The sequence below is a fragment of the Pseudomonas sp. S2_E01 genome, from assembly GCF_054668365.1.
The window spans coordinates 5,659,210-5,676,026 of record NZ_CP162762.1 but is presented as its reverse complement, the minus strand read 5'-3'; the positions used below and the strand labels follow the sequence as shown (position 1 = coordinate 5,676,026).

The following is a 16,817-nucleotide window of genomic DNA, read 5'->3' as shown; positions in this document are numbered from 1 at the left end:
TCAAATCTGTGGATAGATTTATGCAGGCCTTATATAACATGGTGTACAGAGATTTATAACCCTGTGTCCATGTGCGAAGGAGGGCCTTGGATAACCGGTTTAAGCCTGTGGATTAAAGTGGTGTTTATCCACAGAGGGGTTTATGTTCAGCTTTCGAGGCCTGTTATCAACCGCCCTCAGGTGCGGTTATTCACAGGGCTTAATCCACAGAAATCGCTCAGAGGTGGCCACATTCAGATGGCAGTCATGCCCTCACTGCCAAAGGCACGTGTACTTCGGGGATCGAGGAGCACGAGGTTGAATGCAGGGTATTGTGAGGACATGTAACAAAAGCTAATAATAGCTATTATCATTAAGCCACCCTCCTCTTGCCTTTATGTCCATGCCACCCCACACCGCAGCAATCGAGCGCATCTATGTGCAGCACCATTCGTGGCTGTATGGATGGTTGAAGGGGAAACTGCATGACGCCTGCGATGCAGCCGACGTGGCGCACGATACGTTCGTGCGCCTACTTGGCTCACGAGACGCCAGCCAGATTCTTGAGCCTAGGGATTACCTGGCAACCGTGGCACGCGGGCTGGTGATTGACCGCTATCGCCGGCGCGCAATCGAGGTGGCTTATCTGCAAACCCTGGCAGAACGACCGGAAGCGACAGCCATCAGCGAGGAAGACAAGGCGCTGATTATTGAAACCCTGGTCGCTGTGGATAAAGCCCTCGCTAACCTGGGGGCCCGGGCACAGCGAATCTTCATGCTGTCGCAGATCGAGGGGCTGACTTATCAACAGATCGCCAATCAGCTGAAGGTGTCCCTGACCACCGTGAAAAAACACATGGTCCGCGCACTGACCGAATGCTCGATGATCATGGCGGCACGCTGATGATCCCCGACCGCAAAGTCTTCGAAGCTGCCGCCACCTGGTACGTGCAATTTCAATCCGAACCGCCCACGGCGGCCCAGCGTCAGGCATGGCAACACTGGGTCGACAGCAGCCCGGCGCATCTGGCTGCCTGGAACCACATGGAACAGGTTCAACGTCAACTCGGCAGCCTGCCCCGGGACCTGTCCCGGCGGGCATTGTCCTCGACGCAACAACGTCGCCAGGTGCTCAAACTGCTGTTGATCCTCGCCGGCACCGGTTACCTGGGCTGGAACGTCCAGCAACACACCCCTGTGGGCAACATCTGGGCGGACTACCGGACCAAGGTCGGACAGCGGCGCAAGATCGAGCTGGCCGACGGCAGTCAGATTCACCTCAATACCGGCACCGCCATTGATGTGCTGTTCGACGCAGAGCAGCGCCTGATCCGTTTGCGCGAAGGGGAAATCCTGGTCCGCACCGGCAAGCAGGGCGACCAGCGACCGTTTTTTGTCGACACCCGCGAAGGTCGTATCAGGGCCCTGGGCACCCGTTTTTCAGTGCGCCAGTTATCCGGCTCCTCGCGGATCGGGGTGCTTGAAGACCGGGTCAGCATCCAGCCATACGACCAGCCCAAGCATTCCCAAGTGTTGGTGGCCGGTGAAGGCGTGGACTTCGACAGCCATCGCATCGGTGCGATTCATCTCTATCGCTCCACCGATGCTGCCTGGATCAACGGTCAATTGATCGCCCTCGATGCACCGCTGGGGGATGTGATCGCAGAACTGGGTCGTTACCGCTCAGGGGTCTTGCACTGCGATGAGCGTGCGGCACGCCTGCGGGTCTCCGGGACATTCCGCCTGGACTCAACCGAAGCGGTGCTGGCCAACCTGAAAGCATCATTACCGGTCAGCGTCAGTTATTTCACGCGGTACTGGGTATCGATCAAGCAGGTCGGTTAAGCGGTTTGCGCGATGCACGAAAATTTGTTCACTACAGGGTTATCTTTTTTTTCCCTGTAACGGCCCTACAGGTAATCGCGGTTCAACGCGGCATTTGCCACCTTCAGGGCTTTGACTACCCATGCGACTTCCTCACTTGCGTAAGCGTTTCACTCCCCATTGCATTGCCTACAGTTTGCTGATGAGCAGCGCCGCCACGAGCGCGCTGTTCGCCCCCCCTATCATGGCCGCCGATGCCACCCAGCGTTACGCCATCGGGGCTGGCCCGCTGGATAAAGCCCTGAGCGAGTTCGCTTCCGTGGCCAACGTGATTCTCTCGTTTTCCCCACAGCAGACTGCCAACTTGCGTACGCAGGGCCTGTCCGGCAGTTATCCGGTGGAACAGGGCTTCTCCGTTCTGTTGCAAGGTTCCGGATTGCAGGCCGTGCCCCAGGCGCCGGGCAGCTACATCCTGCAAACGGTCCCCGACAGCGGTCCCTTGGTACTCGGCACCACCAACATCAATGGCCAGCAGCCGAACGAGATGTACCTCGATTACGCCGCAGACACGGGGTACAAGGCCAACAACAGTCGGGTGGGGAGCAAAACAAGCACGCCGCTATCGCAAACCCCGCGCTCGATCTCGGTCGTCACCGCCCAGCGCATGAAAGATCAAAAGTCCCAGACCCTGACCGAGGTCCTGGGTTACGTGCCCGGTATTTTCGCGCCGCCGTTCGCGGCCGGTGACAGCCTGGCTGGGGATCTGTTCTTCATTCGGGGTTTCAACGCTACAGACTACGGCTACGGCCTGCTGCGCGACGGCCTGCGCGTGCAAGGCAACCGTTATGACACCACCACCGAACCCTATGGCCTTGAACGCGTCGAGGTCTTTCGCGGCCCTTCGTCATTGCTTTATGGCGAAAACGCGCCGGGCGGCCTGGTCAACCTGGTGAGCAAGCGCCCGACTTCCGCACCGCAAGGTGAAGTGCAACTCGGTTACGGTTCCAACAACAGGCGGCAATTGGGCATCGATGTTTCCGGGCCACTGACCGAAAACGACAATGTGCTGGGCCGGTTGGTGATGCTTGGACGCAATTCGGATACCCAGACCAAGCACGTACCGGACGACCGGATCTACATCGCACCATCCCTGACCCTGAATTTCGATGACTACAACACGCTGACACTGCTGGCCAATTACCAGAAGGATCACACCAACATGGAGCTGGGCCTGCCTGCTGCCGGTACTCTGTTGAAGAACCCCAACGGCAAACTGGACAAGGACACGATGCTGGGGGATCCGGACTGGAACACCTTCGAAAGGGAAACCTGGAGCGTCGGCTACGAGTTCAGCCATAGCTTTAACGATGACTGGCAGTTCCGGCAGAACTCGCGTTACATGCAATCGCGCATCAACCGTCATGAAACCTGGCCGGGCAACCTGAACAACGCCGGGTTTGGCACGCGCGTGAACATGACCGCCTACGATCGCTTCAACAAGTCGATGGTTTACTCGCTGGATAACCAGCTCGAAGGCAAGTTCCAGGTGGGTGGCCTGGAAAACACCGTGCTGTTTGGCGGCAGCTTTGACCGCACCTCGTTCAACCAGGACTGGAATGCAGGGTTGGTCGGCCCGATCGATGTCTACAACCCGGTTTACCTGCGTGATCCGACAACACCAATTGCCGTGCAGAACACTTTGCTTGAACAGCAGATGAAAGGTGTTTATGCACAGATCCAGAGCAAATATGACCACTGGCTGTTCTTGCTGGGCGGTCGGCAGGACTGGGTCGACAGTGATTTCCGTGACAAGGTCGCCCGCGGCGCAAACATCAGCTCTGTGGATAAGAAGTTCACCTACCAGGGCGGCGTGATGTACCAGTTCGACAATGGCCTTACGCCCTACGTCAGCTATTCCACAGCCTTTGTCCCGGTACAGCAGATTTCCAACTCCGGCCAGCCACTGGACCCGATCACCAGCAGCCAGTATGAAGTCGGTCTCAAATACGAGCCGGCGGGTTGGGATACAGCGTTCACCGCTTCGGTGTACGACCTGCGCAAGAAGGATGACACCTATCTGGACGCCACCACCTCGACCTATCGCCAGGTGGGCGAAAGTCGGTCCAAGGGCGTGGAGCTGGAACTCAACAGCAACCTGACCCCTAATCTGAACGTCACGGCCGCCTACACGTACACAGATGCACGGATTACCAAAGATGCCGCTGCCTCGTTGGTCGAAGGTCACCAAATGACGGGCGTGCCGCGCAATCAAGCCTCGGCCTGGGCGAAATACCGTTTCCTGGAGGGTGGCCTGAAAGGGTTCTACGTTGGGGGCGGCGTGCGCTACTTTGACAGCGCGTTCGCCTACACGGCACCGACCTTGTATGGAAAGCTCGATGCCGGCGACGTTACCCTGGTGGACGCGGCGGTCGGTTATCAGATCGACAGCCACTGGAGCGTCGACCTGAACGCGAAAAACCTGTTCGACAAGGAATACGTATCAGGCTGTAACGATGCCGGCCGCTGCTACTGGGGTGAGGATCGCACCTTGCTGGGTACGGTGTCCTATAACTGGTAACGTTGAAGGGCTGTGGATAAGTTTTCCACAGCGCTCCACAGTTATTTCCCTATGCAGAAACTCGAAAAAATCCTGCCCAACAAATCATCGGAGCTGAATGCGCCGGTGATTTCGCCCAATGATTGCTGAGCCTGGCGTAAATCCTCGGCCAGCAACTCCCCTGCTCCCGCCAAGGTCAGTTGTGAACGCCCGTGTTCCAGGGAGTCGCTGGCATAGCGCAGAGCCTCGAGGTGCCGGCGACGAGCGCTGAAGCTGCTTTCGGATGTCTGTTCATAACCCATGCAGGCCTTCAGGTGGTCGCGTAACAATTCCAGTCCCGATCCCGCCGATTTGGCACTGAGGCTGATGGTGACATGGCCATCATCGCTGACATCCAGGGCGATCGCCTCACCCGTCAAGTCGGCCTTGTTACGGATCAGCGTGACTTTTGAAGGATCGGGTCGGGTTTCAAGGAATTCCGGCCACAGGGCAAAAGGATCGAGCGCTTCGGGGGCGGTGGCATCAACGACCAACAGCACTCGGTCGGCTTCGCCGATAGCCTTGAGCGCCCGTTCGACGCCGATCTTTTCCACATGATCATCGGTGTCACGCAGACCGGCGGTATCCACGACGTGCAGAGGCATGCCATCGATGTGGATATGCTCACGCAAAACATCACGCGTTGTACCGGCAATCTCGGTGACAATCGCTGCTTCGCGGCCAGCCAGGGCATTGAGCAGGCTTGATTTGCCAGCGTTTGGCCGACCGGCGATCACTACAGTCATGCCGTCGCGCAGCAAGGCGCCCTGCCCGGCCTCACGCATCACTGTGGATAACTCTTCACGAACCTTGTCGAGCATGCTCAGCACGTGGCCATCGGCGAGAAAGTCGATTTCCTCCTCCGGAAAGTCGATCGCGGCCTCGACATAGATGCGCAGCCCGATCAGTTGCTCAGTCAAGTTATGCACACGCGCGGAGAAAGCGCCCTGCAATGAACGCAGCGCATTGCGCGCTGCCTGCGCAGAGCTGGCTTCGATCAAGTCAGCGATGGCTTCGGCCTGTGCCAGGTCGAGCTTGTCATTGAGGAAGGCGCGTTCGCTGAATTCACCCGGCCGCGCCAGACGGCAACCCAGTTCCAGGCAACGCTGCAACAGCATATCCAGGACGATCGGCCCACCGTGCCCTTGCAACTCCAGCACGTCTTCGCCGGTGAACGAGTTCGGCCCGGGGAAATACAGCGCGATGCCCTGATCCAGGACCTCGTCGTCTGCACCGAGGAACGGTCCGTAGTGAGCGAAGCGGGCTTTGAGTTCGCGGCCGCTGAAAGCCTTGGCTGCAACACTGGCCAACGGCCCGGAAATACGCACGATGCCGACACCGCCACGACCTTGAGCCGTAGCGACGGCAGCGATGGTTTCACGGGGAGCGCTCATAAACCGGTATCCAGAGACAAAAGTGACAGATAGCAAAACGCCCCACTAGGGGGCGTCTTGAGTGGTTATCCACAGTGTAAATCAGGCAGCCGCTTTGGTAGCCGCTTCGATTTTACGTGTGATGTACCACTGTTGGGCGATCGACAGGCAGTTGTTCACTACCCAGTACAGCACCAGACCGGCCGGGAACCACAGGAAGAAGAAGGTGAAGATGATTGGCATCATTTTCATCACCTTGGCCTGCATCGGATCCGGAGGTGTCGGGTTCAACTGCTGTTGGATGAACATGGTTGCACCCATGATGATCGGCAGAATGAAGAACGGATCCTTGATCGACAGGTCAGTAATCCACAGCATGAACGGCGCCTGGCGCATTTCCACGCTTTCCAGCAGAACCCAGTACAGGGAGAGGAAAACCGGCATCTGTACGAGGATTGGCAAGCAACCACCCAGCGGATTGATTTTCTCCTTCTTGTACAGCTCCATCATGGCTTGCGACATTTTCTGCCGGTCGTCGCCATGTTGCTCTTTCAGCGCAGCCAGTTTTGGTGCGACTGCACGCATGCGGGCCATGGATTTGTAGCTGGCAGCCGACAGCGGGAAGAAGATCCCTTTGATCAGCATGGTCAGGAAGATGATCGACCAGCCCCAGTTACCCACAATCGCGTGGATGTGTTGCAGCAACCAGAAGATCGGCTGGGCGATGAACCACAGAATGCCGTAGTCGACGGTCAGTTCCAGGCCTGGGGACAACTCTTTCAGCACCGCCTGGCTTTTCGGGCCGGCGTACAGAATGGCGCTGGTTTCAGCCTTGGCACCCGGAGCAACGGTCAGCGAAGGGCCGGTGTAGCCGATGATGTAGTTGCCTTTGCTGTCTTTACGGGTCTGGACGACGTTGTTTTCGCCCTTCGCCGGAATCCAGGCAGTCACGAAGTAGTGTTGCAACCAAGCAACCCAACCACCGTTGACGGTTTCTTTGAGCTGAGCCTTGTCCATGTCCTTCATCGACACTTTCTTATACGGCTCGGAACTTGTCCACAGGGCGGCGCCCAGGTAAGTCGCGGTGCCGGTGGCAGTGCTGGAAGAAGGATCGGAGCTGGCATCACGCTTGAGTTGCGCGAACATCGCACCCGACCAAGGTTGGGCGCTTTCGTTATCGATCAGGTAGCTGACGGTTACGTCATACAGGCCACGTTTCAGCGTGAAACGCTTGATGTAGTTGACGCCGTCTTTGCTGAACTTCAGGTCCACGACCAATTGGTCCTGACCATCTGCCAGCTGATAAACCTTCTTCTCCGAGGAGTACACCGGACGACCAGCAGGATTTGCATCCGGACCGTTGGCACCGATCAGGCCGCTTTGAGCCAGATAAGTACGCTCGTTGCCGTTATCGAACAACTGGAACGGGATGTCCGGATGGTCCTGGCGACGCGGATACAGTGGCAGCGTCAACTGGGCAACATCGCCACCCTGTGGGTCGATTGCCAGGTTGAGCACATCCGTTTTGATCTGGATGAGATCCTTGCTGACAGCCACTGGCGTTTCAGCAGGAGCACTGGTCTCGTTTGCGGCGCGGGGGATGTCGTCACTGACGGAAGCATTATTGCCAGTTGGCGTATCCGGTAGACCCGGTGTGGTCGTACTGGCTGCAACATTCTGAGTCGGCAGGGCAGCCTGGCCATAGTCCTGGTTCCATTTGAGAACCAAAACGTAGGACACGATTGCCAGGGCGACGATCAGGATCGTGCGTTTGATATCCATGATTACTCGGCCATCGAAGAAGAACGGGAGGTAGGGATAGGTGGAACCGGGTCATAACCACCGGGATTCCACGGATGACAGCGACCTAAACGACGAAAGGTCAGCCAGCCACCGCGTAGAAGGCCATGATTTTCGATGGCTTCCAACGCGTAGCAGGAACAACTGGGGTAGAAACGACAGTGGCTGGCCATCATTGGACTGATGGCATAGCGATAAAACTGGATCGGAACGAGCGCCAGTTTACGCATCTGGACTGTCTACCCCTACAGTTTCGGTTTTGACTGCTGGTACTGGCTTGCTGCGCGCCAGACGCTTCCAGAGTTTGCCGAAATGCTGAATCAATTCGGGGTTTTCTACGTCGCCCAAACCTTTGCGCGCGACGATAACGATGTCCCAACCGACCAGGGAATCCTGATTCAGGCGGAACGACTCGCGCATTAGACGTTTGAGGCGATTGCGCTCAACGGAGAGCTTTACGCTCTTTTTCCCGATAACCAGCCCGAGACGGGGGTGATCAAGATCGTTGTTGCGCGCAAGGAGCAGGAGATTTTTCCCCGGAACCTTGCCGGTAGGGGAGTCAAAGACTGCCTTGAAATGCCGGGGTGTAAGCAGACGCTTTTCCCGACTGAAGTCCTGACTCACCTGCAGTGCCGGATTATCAAACTGCCAGACGCGCACGACCTTTGGCGCGACGACGCGACAGGACGGCACGACCGTTCTTGGTAGCCATGCGGGCACGGAAACCGTGGGTGCGAGCGCGTTTGATAGTGCTTGGTTGGAAAGTACGTTTCATGTCGTGTTACCTGGTTCGTCCACAACGGGCCGGAATGGCCCCCGTTTTAAGAGACCGGGGATTCTAGAGAAAGCAAGTCCTCAGGTCAATTTCCAACCAGCGTTTCCTCATAAATAGATGCGTGACCCTCTGGATCCTGTTCAACCTTGATCAAACATAAAAATAAAGAAGGAAAGTATTTAAAGCTTTTCTGTAAAGCTTATAGAAGCTAAGGCGCCATTCATCTGTGGATAACTGCCTTGGGAGCCTCTATTACGTGATGTACAGAGAATGACAACTACAGTGGAAAACCGTGTTCAGCCTGTGTTGCAGGGGCGGATAAGCTGTGTGCGAAAGACAGTGTTATCCACAGGCGGGTTATCCACTGACTTATCCGTCGAGTTGTGCAACGATCTCAAGGGCGGTTATCCACAGAGCTTATTCACTGACCACTGGTCGCCTTTTTTGCTCATAAAGCGTTGATTCTTCTTGGTCAGTGCACAACCTTCGTGTGGATAAGTCGGCGTCTGGTCGTTACAATGGCCGCTTGTTTTTGCCTCACCGGCTTTCTACTTAGGGGATATCCGTGTCAGTGGAACTTTGGCAGCAGTGCGTGGAGCTTCTGCGCGATGAGCTGCCTGCCCAACAATTCAACACTTGGATCCGTCCACTACAGGTCGAAGCCGAAGGCGACGAGTTGCGTGTCTATGCACCCAACCGTTTTGTCCTCGACTGGGTCAATGAAAAGTATCTGGGTCGCGTCCTTGAGCTGCTCGATGAGCATGGCAATGGGATGGCGCCGGCGCTTTCCTTATTAATAGGCAGCAAACGCAGCTCGGCACCGCGTGCCGCGCCGAATGCGCCGCTGGCTGCTGCTGCTTCACAGGCACAGGCGGCTCAGCCACAGGTCAGTGCGCCAGCCTCGGCCCCGGCAGCCGCTTTGAGGGCGGCTGCCAAAAATGTCGCGCATGTCGACGAAGAGCCTTCCCGCGACAGTTTCGACCCGATGGCAGGGGCCAGCTCGCAACAGGCGCCGGTGCGTTCCGAACAGCGCACCGTCCAGGTCGAGGGTGCGCTCAAGCACACCAGTTACCTGAACCGCACGTTCACCTTTGAAAATTTCGTTGAGGGTAAGTCCAACCAACTGGCCCGGGCTGCGGCCTGGCAGGTGGCGGATAACCCCAAGCACGGTTACAACCCGCTCTTCCTTTATGGTGGCGTAGGTTTGGGTAAAACCCACTTGATGCATGCTGTGGGTAACCACCTGTTAAAGAAAAACCCGAATGCCAAGGTCGTCTACCTGCATTCGGAGCGATTCGTGGCCGACATGGTCAAGGCTCTGCAACTGAACGCCATCAACGAGTTCAAGCGTTTTTACCGTTCGGTGGATGCACTGCTCATCGATGACATTCAATTCTTTGCGCGCAAGGAACGCTCCCAGGAAGAATTTTTCCATACCTTCAACGCTCTGCTCGAAGGTGGCCAGCAGGTCATTCTCACCAGTGACCGCTACCCGAAAGAAATCGAAGGGCTTGAAGAGCGTCTAAAATCGCGCTTTGGCTGGGGTTTGACGGTCGCCGTCGAGCCGCCGGAACTTGAAACCCGGGTTGCGATCCTGATGAAGAAGGCCGACCAGGCCAAAGTCGATCTGCCTCACGACGCCGCGTTCTTCATCGCCCAGCGCATTCGCTCCAACGTCCGTGAGCTCGAGGGCGCGCTCAAGCGTGTCATCGCTCACTCGCACTTCATGGGCCGCGACATCACCATCGAGCTGATCCGCGAATCCCTGAAGGACCTGTTGGCGCTGCAAGACAAATTGGTCTCTGTGGATAACATTCAGCGTACGGTCGCCGAGTACTACAAGATCAAGATTTCCGACTTGCTGTCCAAACGCCGTTCGCGTTCGGTGGCACGTCCGCGACAGGTTGCCATGGCGTTGTCCAAGGAGTTGACTAACCACAGCCTGCCGGAAATCGGCGATGTGTTTGGTGGCCGTGACCACACCACGGTTTTGCACGCCTGCCGCAAGATCAACGAACTTAAGGAATCCGACGCGGACATCCGCGAGGACTACAAGAACCTGCTGCGTACATTGACCACTTGATGAATTCCAGCGCAGCTAATTAAGGCAAGGGACTAGACCATGCATTTCACCATTCAACGCGAAGCCCTGTTGAAACCCCTGCAACTGGTCGCAGGCGTCGTCGAGCGCCGCCAGACCTTGCCGGTGCTCTCTAACGTGCTGCTGGTTGTCGAAGGCCAGCAGCTCTCGCTGACCGGTACTGACCTGGAAGTCGAGCTGGTCGGTCGTGTCGAGCTCGAAGAGCCGGCCGACCCGGGTTCCATCACGGTCCCTGCGCGCAAGCTGATGGACATCTGCAAGAGTTTGCCGAACGATGCCCTGATCGACATCAAGGTCGATGAACAGAAGCTCGTGGTGAAGGCTGGCCGTAGTCGTTTTACGCTGTCGACGCTCCCGGCCAACGACTTCCCGACGGTGGAAGAAGGCCCAGGCTCACTGACCTGCAGCCTGGAGCAAAGCAAGCTGCGTCGCCTGATCGAACGCACCAGCTTCGCCATGGCCCAGCAGGACGTGCGTTACTACCTTAATGGCATGCTGCTGGAGGTCTCCGCGGGGATCATCCGCGCAGTGGCCACCGACGGTCACCGTCTGGCCATGTGCTCGATGCAGGCCGACATCGGTCAGCCGGATCGCCATCAGGTCATCGTACCGCGCAAAGGCATCCTCGAACTCGCTCGTCTGCTGACCGAGCCTGAAGGCAACGTCAGTATCGTCCTGGGTCAACACCACATCCGCGCTACCACCGGTGAGTTCACCTTCACTTCGAAACTGGTGGACGGCAAGTTCCCTGATTACGAGCGCGTCCTGCCTAAGGGCGGCGACAAACTGGTGCTGGGTGATCGCCAGGCGCTGCGTGAGGCCTTCAGCCGTACCGCGATTCTGTCCAACGAGAAGTACCGTGGCATTCGCCTTCAGCTGGCCAGCGGTCAGTTGAAAATCCAGGCCAACAACCCGGAACAGGAAGAGGCAGAAGAGGAAGTCGGCGTTGAGTACAACGGCGGTAACCTGGAGATTGGTTTCAACGTGAGCTACCTGCTCGACGTGCTGGGCGTAATGACTACCGAACAGGTTCGCCTGATCCTGTCCGACTCCAACAGCAGTGCGCTGGTGCAAGAGTCCGACAACGATGATTCGGCCTACGTCGTCATGCCGATGCGCCTGTAATCAGCACAACGAGATGTCCTTAAGTCGCGTCTCGGTCACCGCGGTGCGCAATTTGCACCCGGTGACCTTCTCCCCCTCCCCCCGAATCAACATTCTTTACGGCGCTAACGGCAGCGGCAAAACCAGTGTTCTGGAAGCCATTCACCTGCTGGGGCTCGCCCGTTCGTTTCGCAGCACCCGTTTGTTGCCCGTCATTCAATATGAACAGTTGGCGTGCACCGTGTTTGGCCAAGTCGAATTGGCTGAAGGCGGACAGAGTGCTCTTGGCATATCCCGGGACCGACAGGGCGAGTTCCAGATTCGCATTGACGGCCAAAACGCCCGTAGCGCTGCGCAGCTGGCTGAGATCCTGCCTTTACAGCTGATCAACCCTGACAGCTTTCGCCTGCTGGAGGGGGCACCGAAGATTCGCCGCCAGTTTCTCGATTGGGGTGTGTTCCACGTGGAACCGCGATTCATGTCGACCTGGCAGCGCTTGCAGAAGGCTCTGCGCCAGAGAAACTCTTGGCTGCGGCATGGTACACTTGACGCCGTTTCGCAGGCGGTTTGGGACAGGGAACTGTGCCAGGCCAGCGCTGAAATTGATGAATACCGCCGCGCCTATATCAAAGCCTTGAAACCAGTCTTTGAACAGACCTTGAGCGAGCTGGTTGAGCTTGAGGGTTTGACGCTCAGCTATTACCGAGGCTGGGACAAAGACCGCGAACTGAGTGCAGTGCTTGCCGGATCCCTGCAACGGGATCAGCAAATGGGTCATACCCAGGCCGGTCCGCAGCGAGCAGATTTGCGCCTTAGATTGGGGGCAAACAATGCTGCGGATATTTTGTCCCGCGGTCAGCAGAAGCTGGTGGTCTGTGCATTGCGAATTGCCCAAGGGCATTTGGTGAGTCAGGCTCGGCGTGGTCAGTGTATTTATCTGGTGGATGACTTGCCGTCCGAATTGGACGAGCAGCACCGTCGCGCGCTTTGCCGCTTGTTGGAAGACTTACGCTGCCAGGTGTTCATAACCTGTGTAGATCATGAATTATTGAGGGAAGGCTGGCAGACGGAAACGCCAGTCGCTCTGTTCCACGTGGAACAGGGCCGTATCACCCAGACCCACGACCATCGGGAGTGAAGGCATTGAGCGAAGAAAATACGTACGACTCATCGAGCATTAAGGTGCTGAAAGGCCTGGATGCCGTGCGCAAACGTCCCGGTATGTACATTGGTGATACTGACGATGGCAGCGGTCTGCACCACATGGTGTTCGAGGTGGTGGACAACTCGATCGACGAAGCTTTGGCCGGTCACTGCGACGACATCAGCATCATCATCCACCCGGATGAATCCATCACCGTTCGTGACAACGGTCGAGGCATTCCGGTAGATGTGCACAAAGAAGAAGGCGTCTCGGCAGCCGAGGTCATCATGACCGTACTGCACGCCGGCGGTAAGTTCGACGATAACTCCTACAAGGTATCCGGCGGTTTGCACGGCGTGGGTGTGTCGGTAGTGAACGCCCTCTCCGAAGAACTGGTACTGACCGTTCGCCGCAGTGGCAAGATCTGGGAACAGACCTACGTGCACGGCGTGCCGCAGGCGCCCATGGCCATCGTTGGCGACAGCGACACCACCGGCACCCAGATCCACTTCAAGGCTTCCAGCGAAACCTTCAAGAACATTCACTTCAGCTGGGACATCCTGGCCAAGCGTATCCGTGAACTGTCCTTCCTCAACTCAGGTGTCGGCATCGTCCTCAAGGATGAGCGCAGCGGCAAAGAGGAGCTGTTCAAGTACGAAGGTGGCTTGCGTGCGTTCGTTGAATACCTGAACACCAACAAGACGGCGGTCAACCAGGTGTTCCACTTCAACATCCAGCGTGAAGACGGCATCGGCGTGGAAATCGCCCTGCAGTGGAACGACAGCTTCAACGAGAACCTGTTGTGCTTCACCAACAACATTCCGCAACGTGACGGCGGTACTCACTTGGTGGGTTTCCGTTCCGCACTGACGCGTAACCTGAACACCTACATCGAGCAGGAAGGCCTGGCCAAGAAGCACAAGGTCGCCACCACGGGTGATGACGCTCGCGAAGGCCTGACGGCGATTATCTCGGTGAAGGTGCCGGATCCGAAGTTCAGCTCCCAAACCAAGGACAAGCTGGTGTCTTCCGAAGTGAAGACCGCTGTCGAACAGGAAATGGGTAAGTACTTTTCCGACTTCCTGTTGGAAAACCCGAACGAAGCCAAACTGGTCGTCGGCAAGATGATCGACGCGGCGCGTGCCCGTGAAGCGGCGCGCAAGGCTCGCGAGATGACTCGCCGTAAAGGCGCGTTGGACATTGCTGGCCTGCCGGGCAAACTGGCTGACTGTCAGGAAAAAGACCCTGCCCTCTCCGAACTGTACCTCGTGGAAGGTGACTCTGCTGGCGGTTCTGCCAAGCAGGGTCGTAACCGCCGGACGCAGGCGATCCTTCCACTGAAGGGCAAGATCCTCAACGTCGAGAAAGCACGTTTCGACAAGATGATCTCTTCCCAGGAAGTGGGCACCTTGATCACCGCGCTGGGCTGCGGCATCGGCCGCGAAGAGTACAACATCGACAAGCTGCGTTATCACAACATCATCATCATGACCGATGCTGACGTCGACGGTTCGCACATCCGTACCCTGCTGCTGACCTTCTTCTTTCGTCAGTTGCCAGAGCTGATCGAGCGTGGCTACATCTACATCGCCCAACCGCCGCTTTACAAGGTCAAGAAAGGCAAGCAAGAGCAATACATCAAAGACGACGACGCCATGGAAGAGTACATGACGCAGTCGGCCCTGGAAGATGCGAGCCTGCACCTCAACGAAGACGCTCCAGGCATCTCCGGTGAAGCGCTGGAACGTCTGGTGAATGACTTCCGCATGGTGATGAAGACCCTCAAGCGTCTGTCGCGCCTGTACCCGCAGGAGCTGACCGAGCACTTCATCTACCTGCCGGCCGTGAGCCTGGAAAAACTCGGCGATCACGCCGCCATGCAGGAATGGCTGACCCAGTACGAAACCCGCCTGCGCACTGTCGAGAAGTCTGGCCTGGTCTACAAAGCCAGCCTGCGTGAAGATCGTGAGCGTGGCGTGTGGCTGCCGGAAGTCGAGCTGACCTCCCACGGCTTGTCGAGCTACGTCACCTTCAACCGCGACTTCTTTGGCAGCAACGACTACAAAACTGTCGTTTCGCTGGGAGCACAGTTGAGCACTCTGTTGGATGAGGGCGCATACATCCAACGCGGAGAGCGTAAGAAAGCCGTCACCGAGTTCAAGGAAGCATTGGAGTGGCTGATGGCCGAAAGCACCAAGCGCCACACTATCCAGCGATACAAAGGTCTGGGCGAAATGAACCCGGATCAGCTGTGGGAAACCACCATGGACCCAAGCGTTCGCCGGATGCTGAAAGTGACTATCGAAGACGCCATTGGCGCTGACCAGATCTTCAACACCCTGATGGGTGATGCGGTCGAACCTCGCCGTGACTTCATCGAAAGCAACGCCTTGGCGGTATCCAACCTGGACTTCTGATCCAGCGGATTCGCCAAACTAAAAAACCAGCGCATTGCGCTGGTTTTTTTTGGGTTTTTTCCTGGATCGAAACGCGATCTCCCCTAAAAAAACGTGGTGTTGTGTTGGATATTAATGTTATATGTGTAACATAAATGCAGTTAATGACACCGCAATAACAATTTTTCAAACGGTGGTGCTGAGATGTCGACCGAAAAGAACAGCTTCCTTCAGTTGCTTGAGCAAGAGTTCTCGAATCTGACGCCTACGGGCAAACGCATCGCCAGCTACCTATTGGGCAATCCGGACCAGCTCCCTTTCGAGTCAGCCGACAGCATCGCGCAGCAGGCTTCCACCACCGGCATTTCCGTGGGTCGTTTCTTTCGTTCACTGGGTTACCAGAATATTGATGAGGTCAAACAGAGCCTGCGCGGCGATGCGCCAGCCTCCTGGTTGATTACCGACCGCATCGGCGCCTTCCGCACTGAAAGCGAGCGCGAAGATGCACTCGACCGTTCCCTGAGTCGCGAGATCGAAGCCATCCGCCACGTCTACGCGCTGGCGCGCACGGGGGTGTTTGCCGACATCGTGCAGCGCATCCATGAAGCTGACGCGGTGTTCATCCTGGGCATCCAGTCGACCCGCGGGATTCTGACCGCATTTCACAGTCACCTGGAGTACATCCGGCCGAAGGTTTACTACGTCGATGGTCTGTCGGGCATCTACGCCGAGACCCTCAATTCTGGCTTTGAAAACCCCTACGCGATCATTTCGGATTTCCGTGCCTACTCAAGCGTGACTCGCACGTTCTGCGACGCGGCAATCGATAACAACCTGCCCATGGCACTGATCACCGACCTGCAATGCCCCTGGGCCCGTGACTATCAGTTGGACCTGTTGCAGCTTAAAACCGATGTCGGGCAGTTCTGGGACTCCCCTGCTCCGCTGGCCAGTCTGTTGAACCTGATGGTGTCGGCCGTCGCGGAAAAATACGGCGACCGCCTGGATGAGCGCCTGACAAAAAATCGCCAATTGCAAAAAGCCTTTGGTCAGTTCGAAGGTTAGATCCATCCCAACCCCAATGGAGTTTTTGCGTGAACAGCAGCCCCCTTGTAGAGATTGATCCCGAGCGTTATCAGGTACAAATCGACCTGATCTACGCCAGCGCCGACAATCTGGCTGGAAAGGTGATCTACCCCAGCGCCCGTTGCCTGCTGCATCGCCAGGCGGCCGACTGCCTGGCCAAGGCCAGTGAGCTGGCGCGGCTGGCGGGCTACACGCTGCGTATCTACGACGCCTACCGTCCGCCCTTCGCCCAATTTCTGCTGTGGGAAGCATTGCCGGACGGTAATTACGTGCGCGATCCACATTTGGGTTCTCACCATAGCCGTGGCGTAGCCGTGGACCTGACGCTGATTGATAGCGATGGGCAGCCGCTGGACATGGGCACCGGCTTCGATGTCATGGAAGAGAAGTCCCACCCGTTCTACCCCGACCTGCCCGTCCAGGTGCAGCGCAATCGTCTGCTCCTGCTGGGGATCATGCTGGCATCCGGATTTCGTGCGATTGACACCGAGTGGTGGCATTACGAACTCCCGGATGCCGACAACTACCCGCTGCTGGAAGACAACCAGACCTCTTTTTCAAGCAACGCAATCACCTGAAAAACGAAACCGCAGAGTTTCGCCAGCACTACCAAAACAACAAATGAGCTTTACCCGCTTC

At 57.1% G+C, this 16,817-nt stretch carries 14 protein-coding genes; 9 read left to right on the top strand and 5 right to left on the bottom strand.

All coding sequences use genetic code 11. The features are described 5' to 3' along the window. The first annotated feature begins 376 nt into the window (after positions 1 to 376). The 3 genes from AB4O36_RS26160 to AB4O36_RS26150 all read left to right on the top strand — a co-directional run bounded on the left by AB4O36_RS26160 (position 377) and on the right by AB4O36_RS26150 (position 4,381). Positions 377 to 883 carry a sigma-70 family RNA polymerase sigma factor gene (locus AB4O36_RS26160; protein ID WP_460140607.1) on the top strand — a complete coding sequence of 169 codons (507 nt, stop codon included), beginning with the start codon at positions 377 to 379 and terminating at the stop codon, positions 881 to 883. After that, positions 856 to 1,824: a FecR domain-containing protein gene (locus AB4O36_RS26155; RefSeq protein WP_460140606.1), complete on the top strand. Its 969-nt coding sequence runs from the start codon at positions 856 to 858 to the stop codon at positions 1,822 to 1,824. The genes AB4O36_RS26160 and AB4O36_RS26155 overlap by 28 nt, the downstream gene beginning before the upstream one ends. A 121-nt stretch (positions 1,825 to 1,945) precedes the next feature. After that, positions 1,946 to 4,381 (top strand): TonB-dependent siderophore receptor, encoded by a 2,436-nt coding sequence (locus AB4O36_RS26150; RefSeq protein ID WP_460140605.1) that lies wholly within the window; start codon positions 1,946 to 1,948, stop codon positions 4,379 to 4,381. A 41-nt stretch (positions 4,382 to 4,422) separates the two neighbouring features. Here the strand turns inward: AB4O36_RS26150 and mnmE are convergent, their stop codons facing one another. The 5 genes from mnmE to rpmH all read right to left on the bottom strand — a co-directional run bounded on the left by mnmE (position 4,423) and on the right by rpmH (position 8,347). Then, a complete protein-coding gene (gene mnmE / locus AB4O36_RS26145; protein WP_460140604.1) occupies positions 4,423 to 5,793 on the bottom strand; it encodes a tRNA uridine-5-carboxymethylaminomethyl(34) synthesis GTPase MnmE in 1,371 nt (456 codons plus the stop codon). 81 nt (positions 5,794 to 5,874) lie between these two features. Continuing rightward, positions 5,875 to 7,554: a membrane protein insertase YidC gene (yidC, locus tag AB4O36_RS26140; protein WP_460119502.1), complete on the bottom strand. Its 1,680-nt coding sequence runs from the start codon at positions 7,552 to 7,554 to the stop codon at positions 5,875 to 5,877. Between the two features lie 2 nt (positions 7,555 to 7,556). Next, positions 7,557 to 7,802 (bottom strand): membrane protein insertion efficiency factor YidD, encoded by a 246-nt coding sequence (gene yidD / locus AB4O36_RS26135; protein ID WP_150733942.1) that lies wholly within the window; start codon positions 7,800 to 7,802, stop codon positions 7,557 to 7,559. Further along, entirely contained in the window at positions 7,795 to 8,196 is a 402-nt protein-coding gene (gene rnpA / locus AB4O36_RS26130; RefSeq protein WP_010465490.1) for a ribonuclease P protein component, read from the bottom strand. Before rnpA ends, yidD begins: the two co-directional genes overlap by 8 nt. 16 nt (positions 8,197 to 8,212) lie before the next feature. Continuing rightward, positions 8,213 to 8,347, bottom strand: a complete 135-nt coding sequence (gene rpmH / locus AB4O36_RS26125) for a 50S ribosomal protein L34 (RefSeq protein ID WP_003213577.1) — start codon at positions 8,345 to 8,347, stop codon at positions 8,213 to 8,215. Positions 8,348 to 8,912: 565 nt separating this feature from the next. On the opposite strand from rpmH, the gene dnaA reads away from it, so the two are divergent. The 6 genes from dnaA to ddpX all read left to right on the top strand — a co-directional run bounded on the left by dnaA (position 8,913) and on the right by ddpX (position 16,756). Then, positions 8,913 to 10,430 carry a chromosomal replication initiator protein DnaA gene (gene dnaA, locus AB4O36_RS26120; protein ID WP_460119500.1) on the top strand — a complete coding sequence of 506 codons (1,518 nt, stop codon included), beginning with the start codon at positions 8,913 to 8,915 and terminating at the stop codon, positions 10,428 to 10,430. 39 nt (positions 10,431 to 10,469) lie between these two features. Further along, positions 10,470 to 11,573, top strand: coding sequence for a DNA polymerase III subunit beta (dnaN, locus tag AB4O36_RS26115; RefSeq protein WP_460119498.1), 1,104 nt, complete (start codon positions 10,470 to 10,472; stop codon positions 11,571 to 11,573). Positions 11,574 to 11,586: 13 nt separating this feature from the next. After that, the gene (gene recF / locus AB4O36_RS26110) at positions 11,587 to 12,690 is read left to right on the top strand and encodes a DNA replication/repair protein RecF (protein WP_460119496.1); all 1,104 of its coding nucleotides are present in this window, start codon (positions 11,587 to 11,589) and stop codon (positions 12,688 to 12,690) included. A gap of 5 nt (positions 12,691 to 12,695) precedes the next feature. Continuing rightward, positions 12,696 to 15,113 (top strand): DNA topoisomerase (ATP-hydrolyzing) subunit B, encoded by a 2,418-nt coding sequence (gene gyrB / locus AB4O36_RS26105; RefSeq protein ID WP_460119494.1) that lies wholly within the window; start codon positions 12,696 to 12,698, stop codon positions 15,111 to 15,113. A gap of 183 nt (positions 15,114 to 15,296) precedes the next feature. Next, complete coding sequence (locus AB4O36_RS26100) at positions 15,297 to 16,157, top strand: MurR/RpiR family transcriptional regulator (RefSeq protein WP_460119443.1); 861 nt, start codon at positions 15,297 to 15,299, stop codon at positions 16,155 to 16,157. 29 nt (positions 16,158 to 16,186) lie between these two features. Further along, on the top strand, positions 16,187 to 16,756 hold the full coding sequence (gene ddpX / locus AB4O36_RS26095; RefSeq protein WP_460119441.1) for a D-alanyl-D-alanine dipeptidase: 570 nt from the start codon (positions 16,187 to 16,189) through the stop codon (positions 16,754 to 16,756). Positions 16,757 to 16,817: the final 61 nt, after the last annotated feature.

Bases quoted from the DNA above. Each gene is read 5' to 3' on its own strand.
- AB4O36_RS26160 (WP_460140607.1), top strand. From the start codon at position 377: ATGTCCATGCCACCCCACACCGCAGCAATCGAGCGCATCTATGTGCAG.
- AB4O36_RS26155 (WP_460140606.1), top strand. From the start codon at position 856: ATGCTCGATGATCATGGCGGCACGCTGATGATCCCCGACCGCAAAGTC.
- AB4O36_RS26150 (WP_460140605.1), top strand. From the start codon at position 1,946: ATGCGACTTCCTCACTTGCGTAAGCGTTTCACTCCCCATTGCATTGCC.
- mnmE (WP_460140604.1), bottom strand. From the start codon at position 5,793: ATGAGCGCTCCCCGTGAAACCATCGCTGCCGTCGCTACGGCTCAAGGT.
- yidC (WP_460119502.1), bottom strand. From the start codon at position 7,554: ATGGATATCAAACGCACGATCCTGATCGTCGCCCTGGCAATCGTGTCC.
- yidD (WP_150733942.1), bottom strand. From the start codon at position 7,802: ATGCGTAAACTGGCGCTCGTTCCGATCCAGTTTTATCGCTATGCCATC.
- rpmH (WP_003213577.1), bottom strand. From the start codon at position 8,347: ATGAAACGTACTTTCCAACCAAGCACTATCAAACGCGCTCGCACCCAC.
- dnaN (WP_460119498.1), top strand. From the start codon at position 10,470: ATGCATTTCACCATTCAACGCGAAGCCCTGTTGAAACCCCTGCAACTG.
- recF (WP_460119496.1), top strand. From the start codon at position 11,587: ATGTCCTTAAGTCGCGTCTCGGTCACCGCGGTGCGCAATTTGCACCCG.
- AB4O36_RS26100 (WP_460119443.1), top strand. From the start codon at position 15,297: ATGTCGACCGAAAAGAACAGCTTCCTTCAGTTGCTTGAGCAAGAGTTC.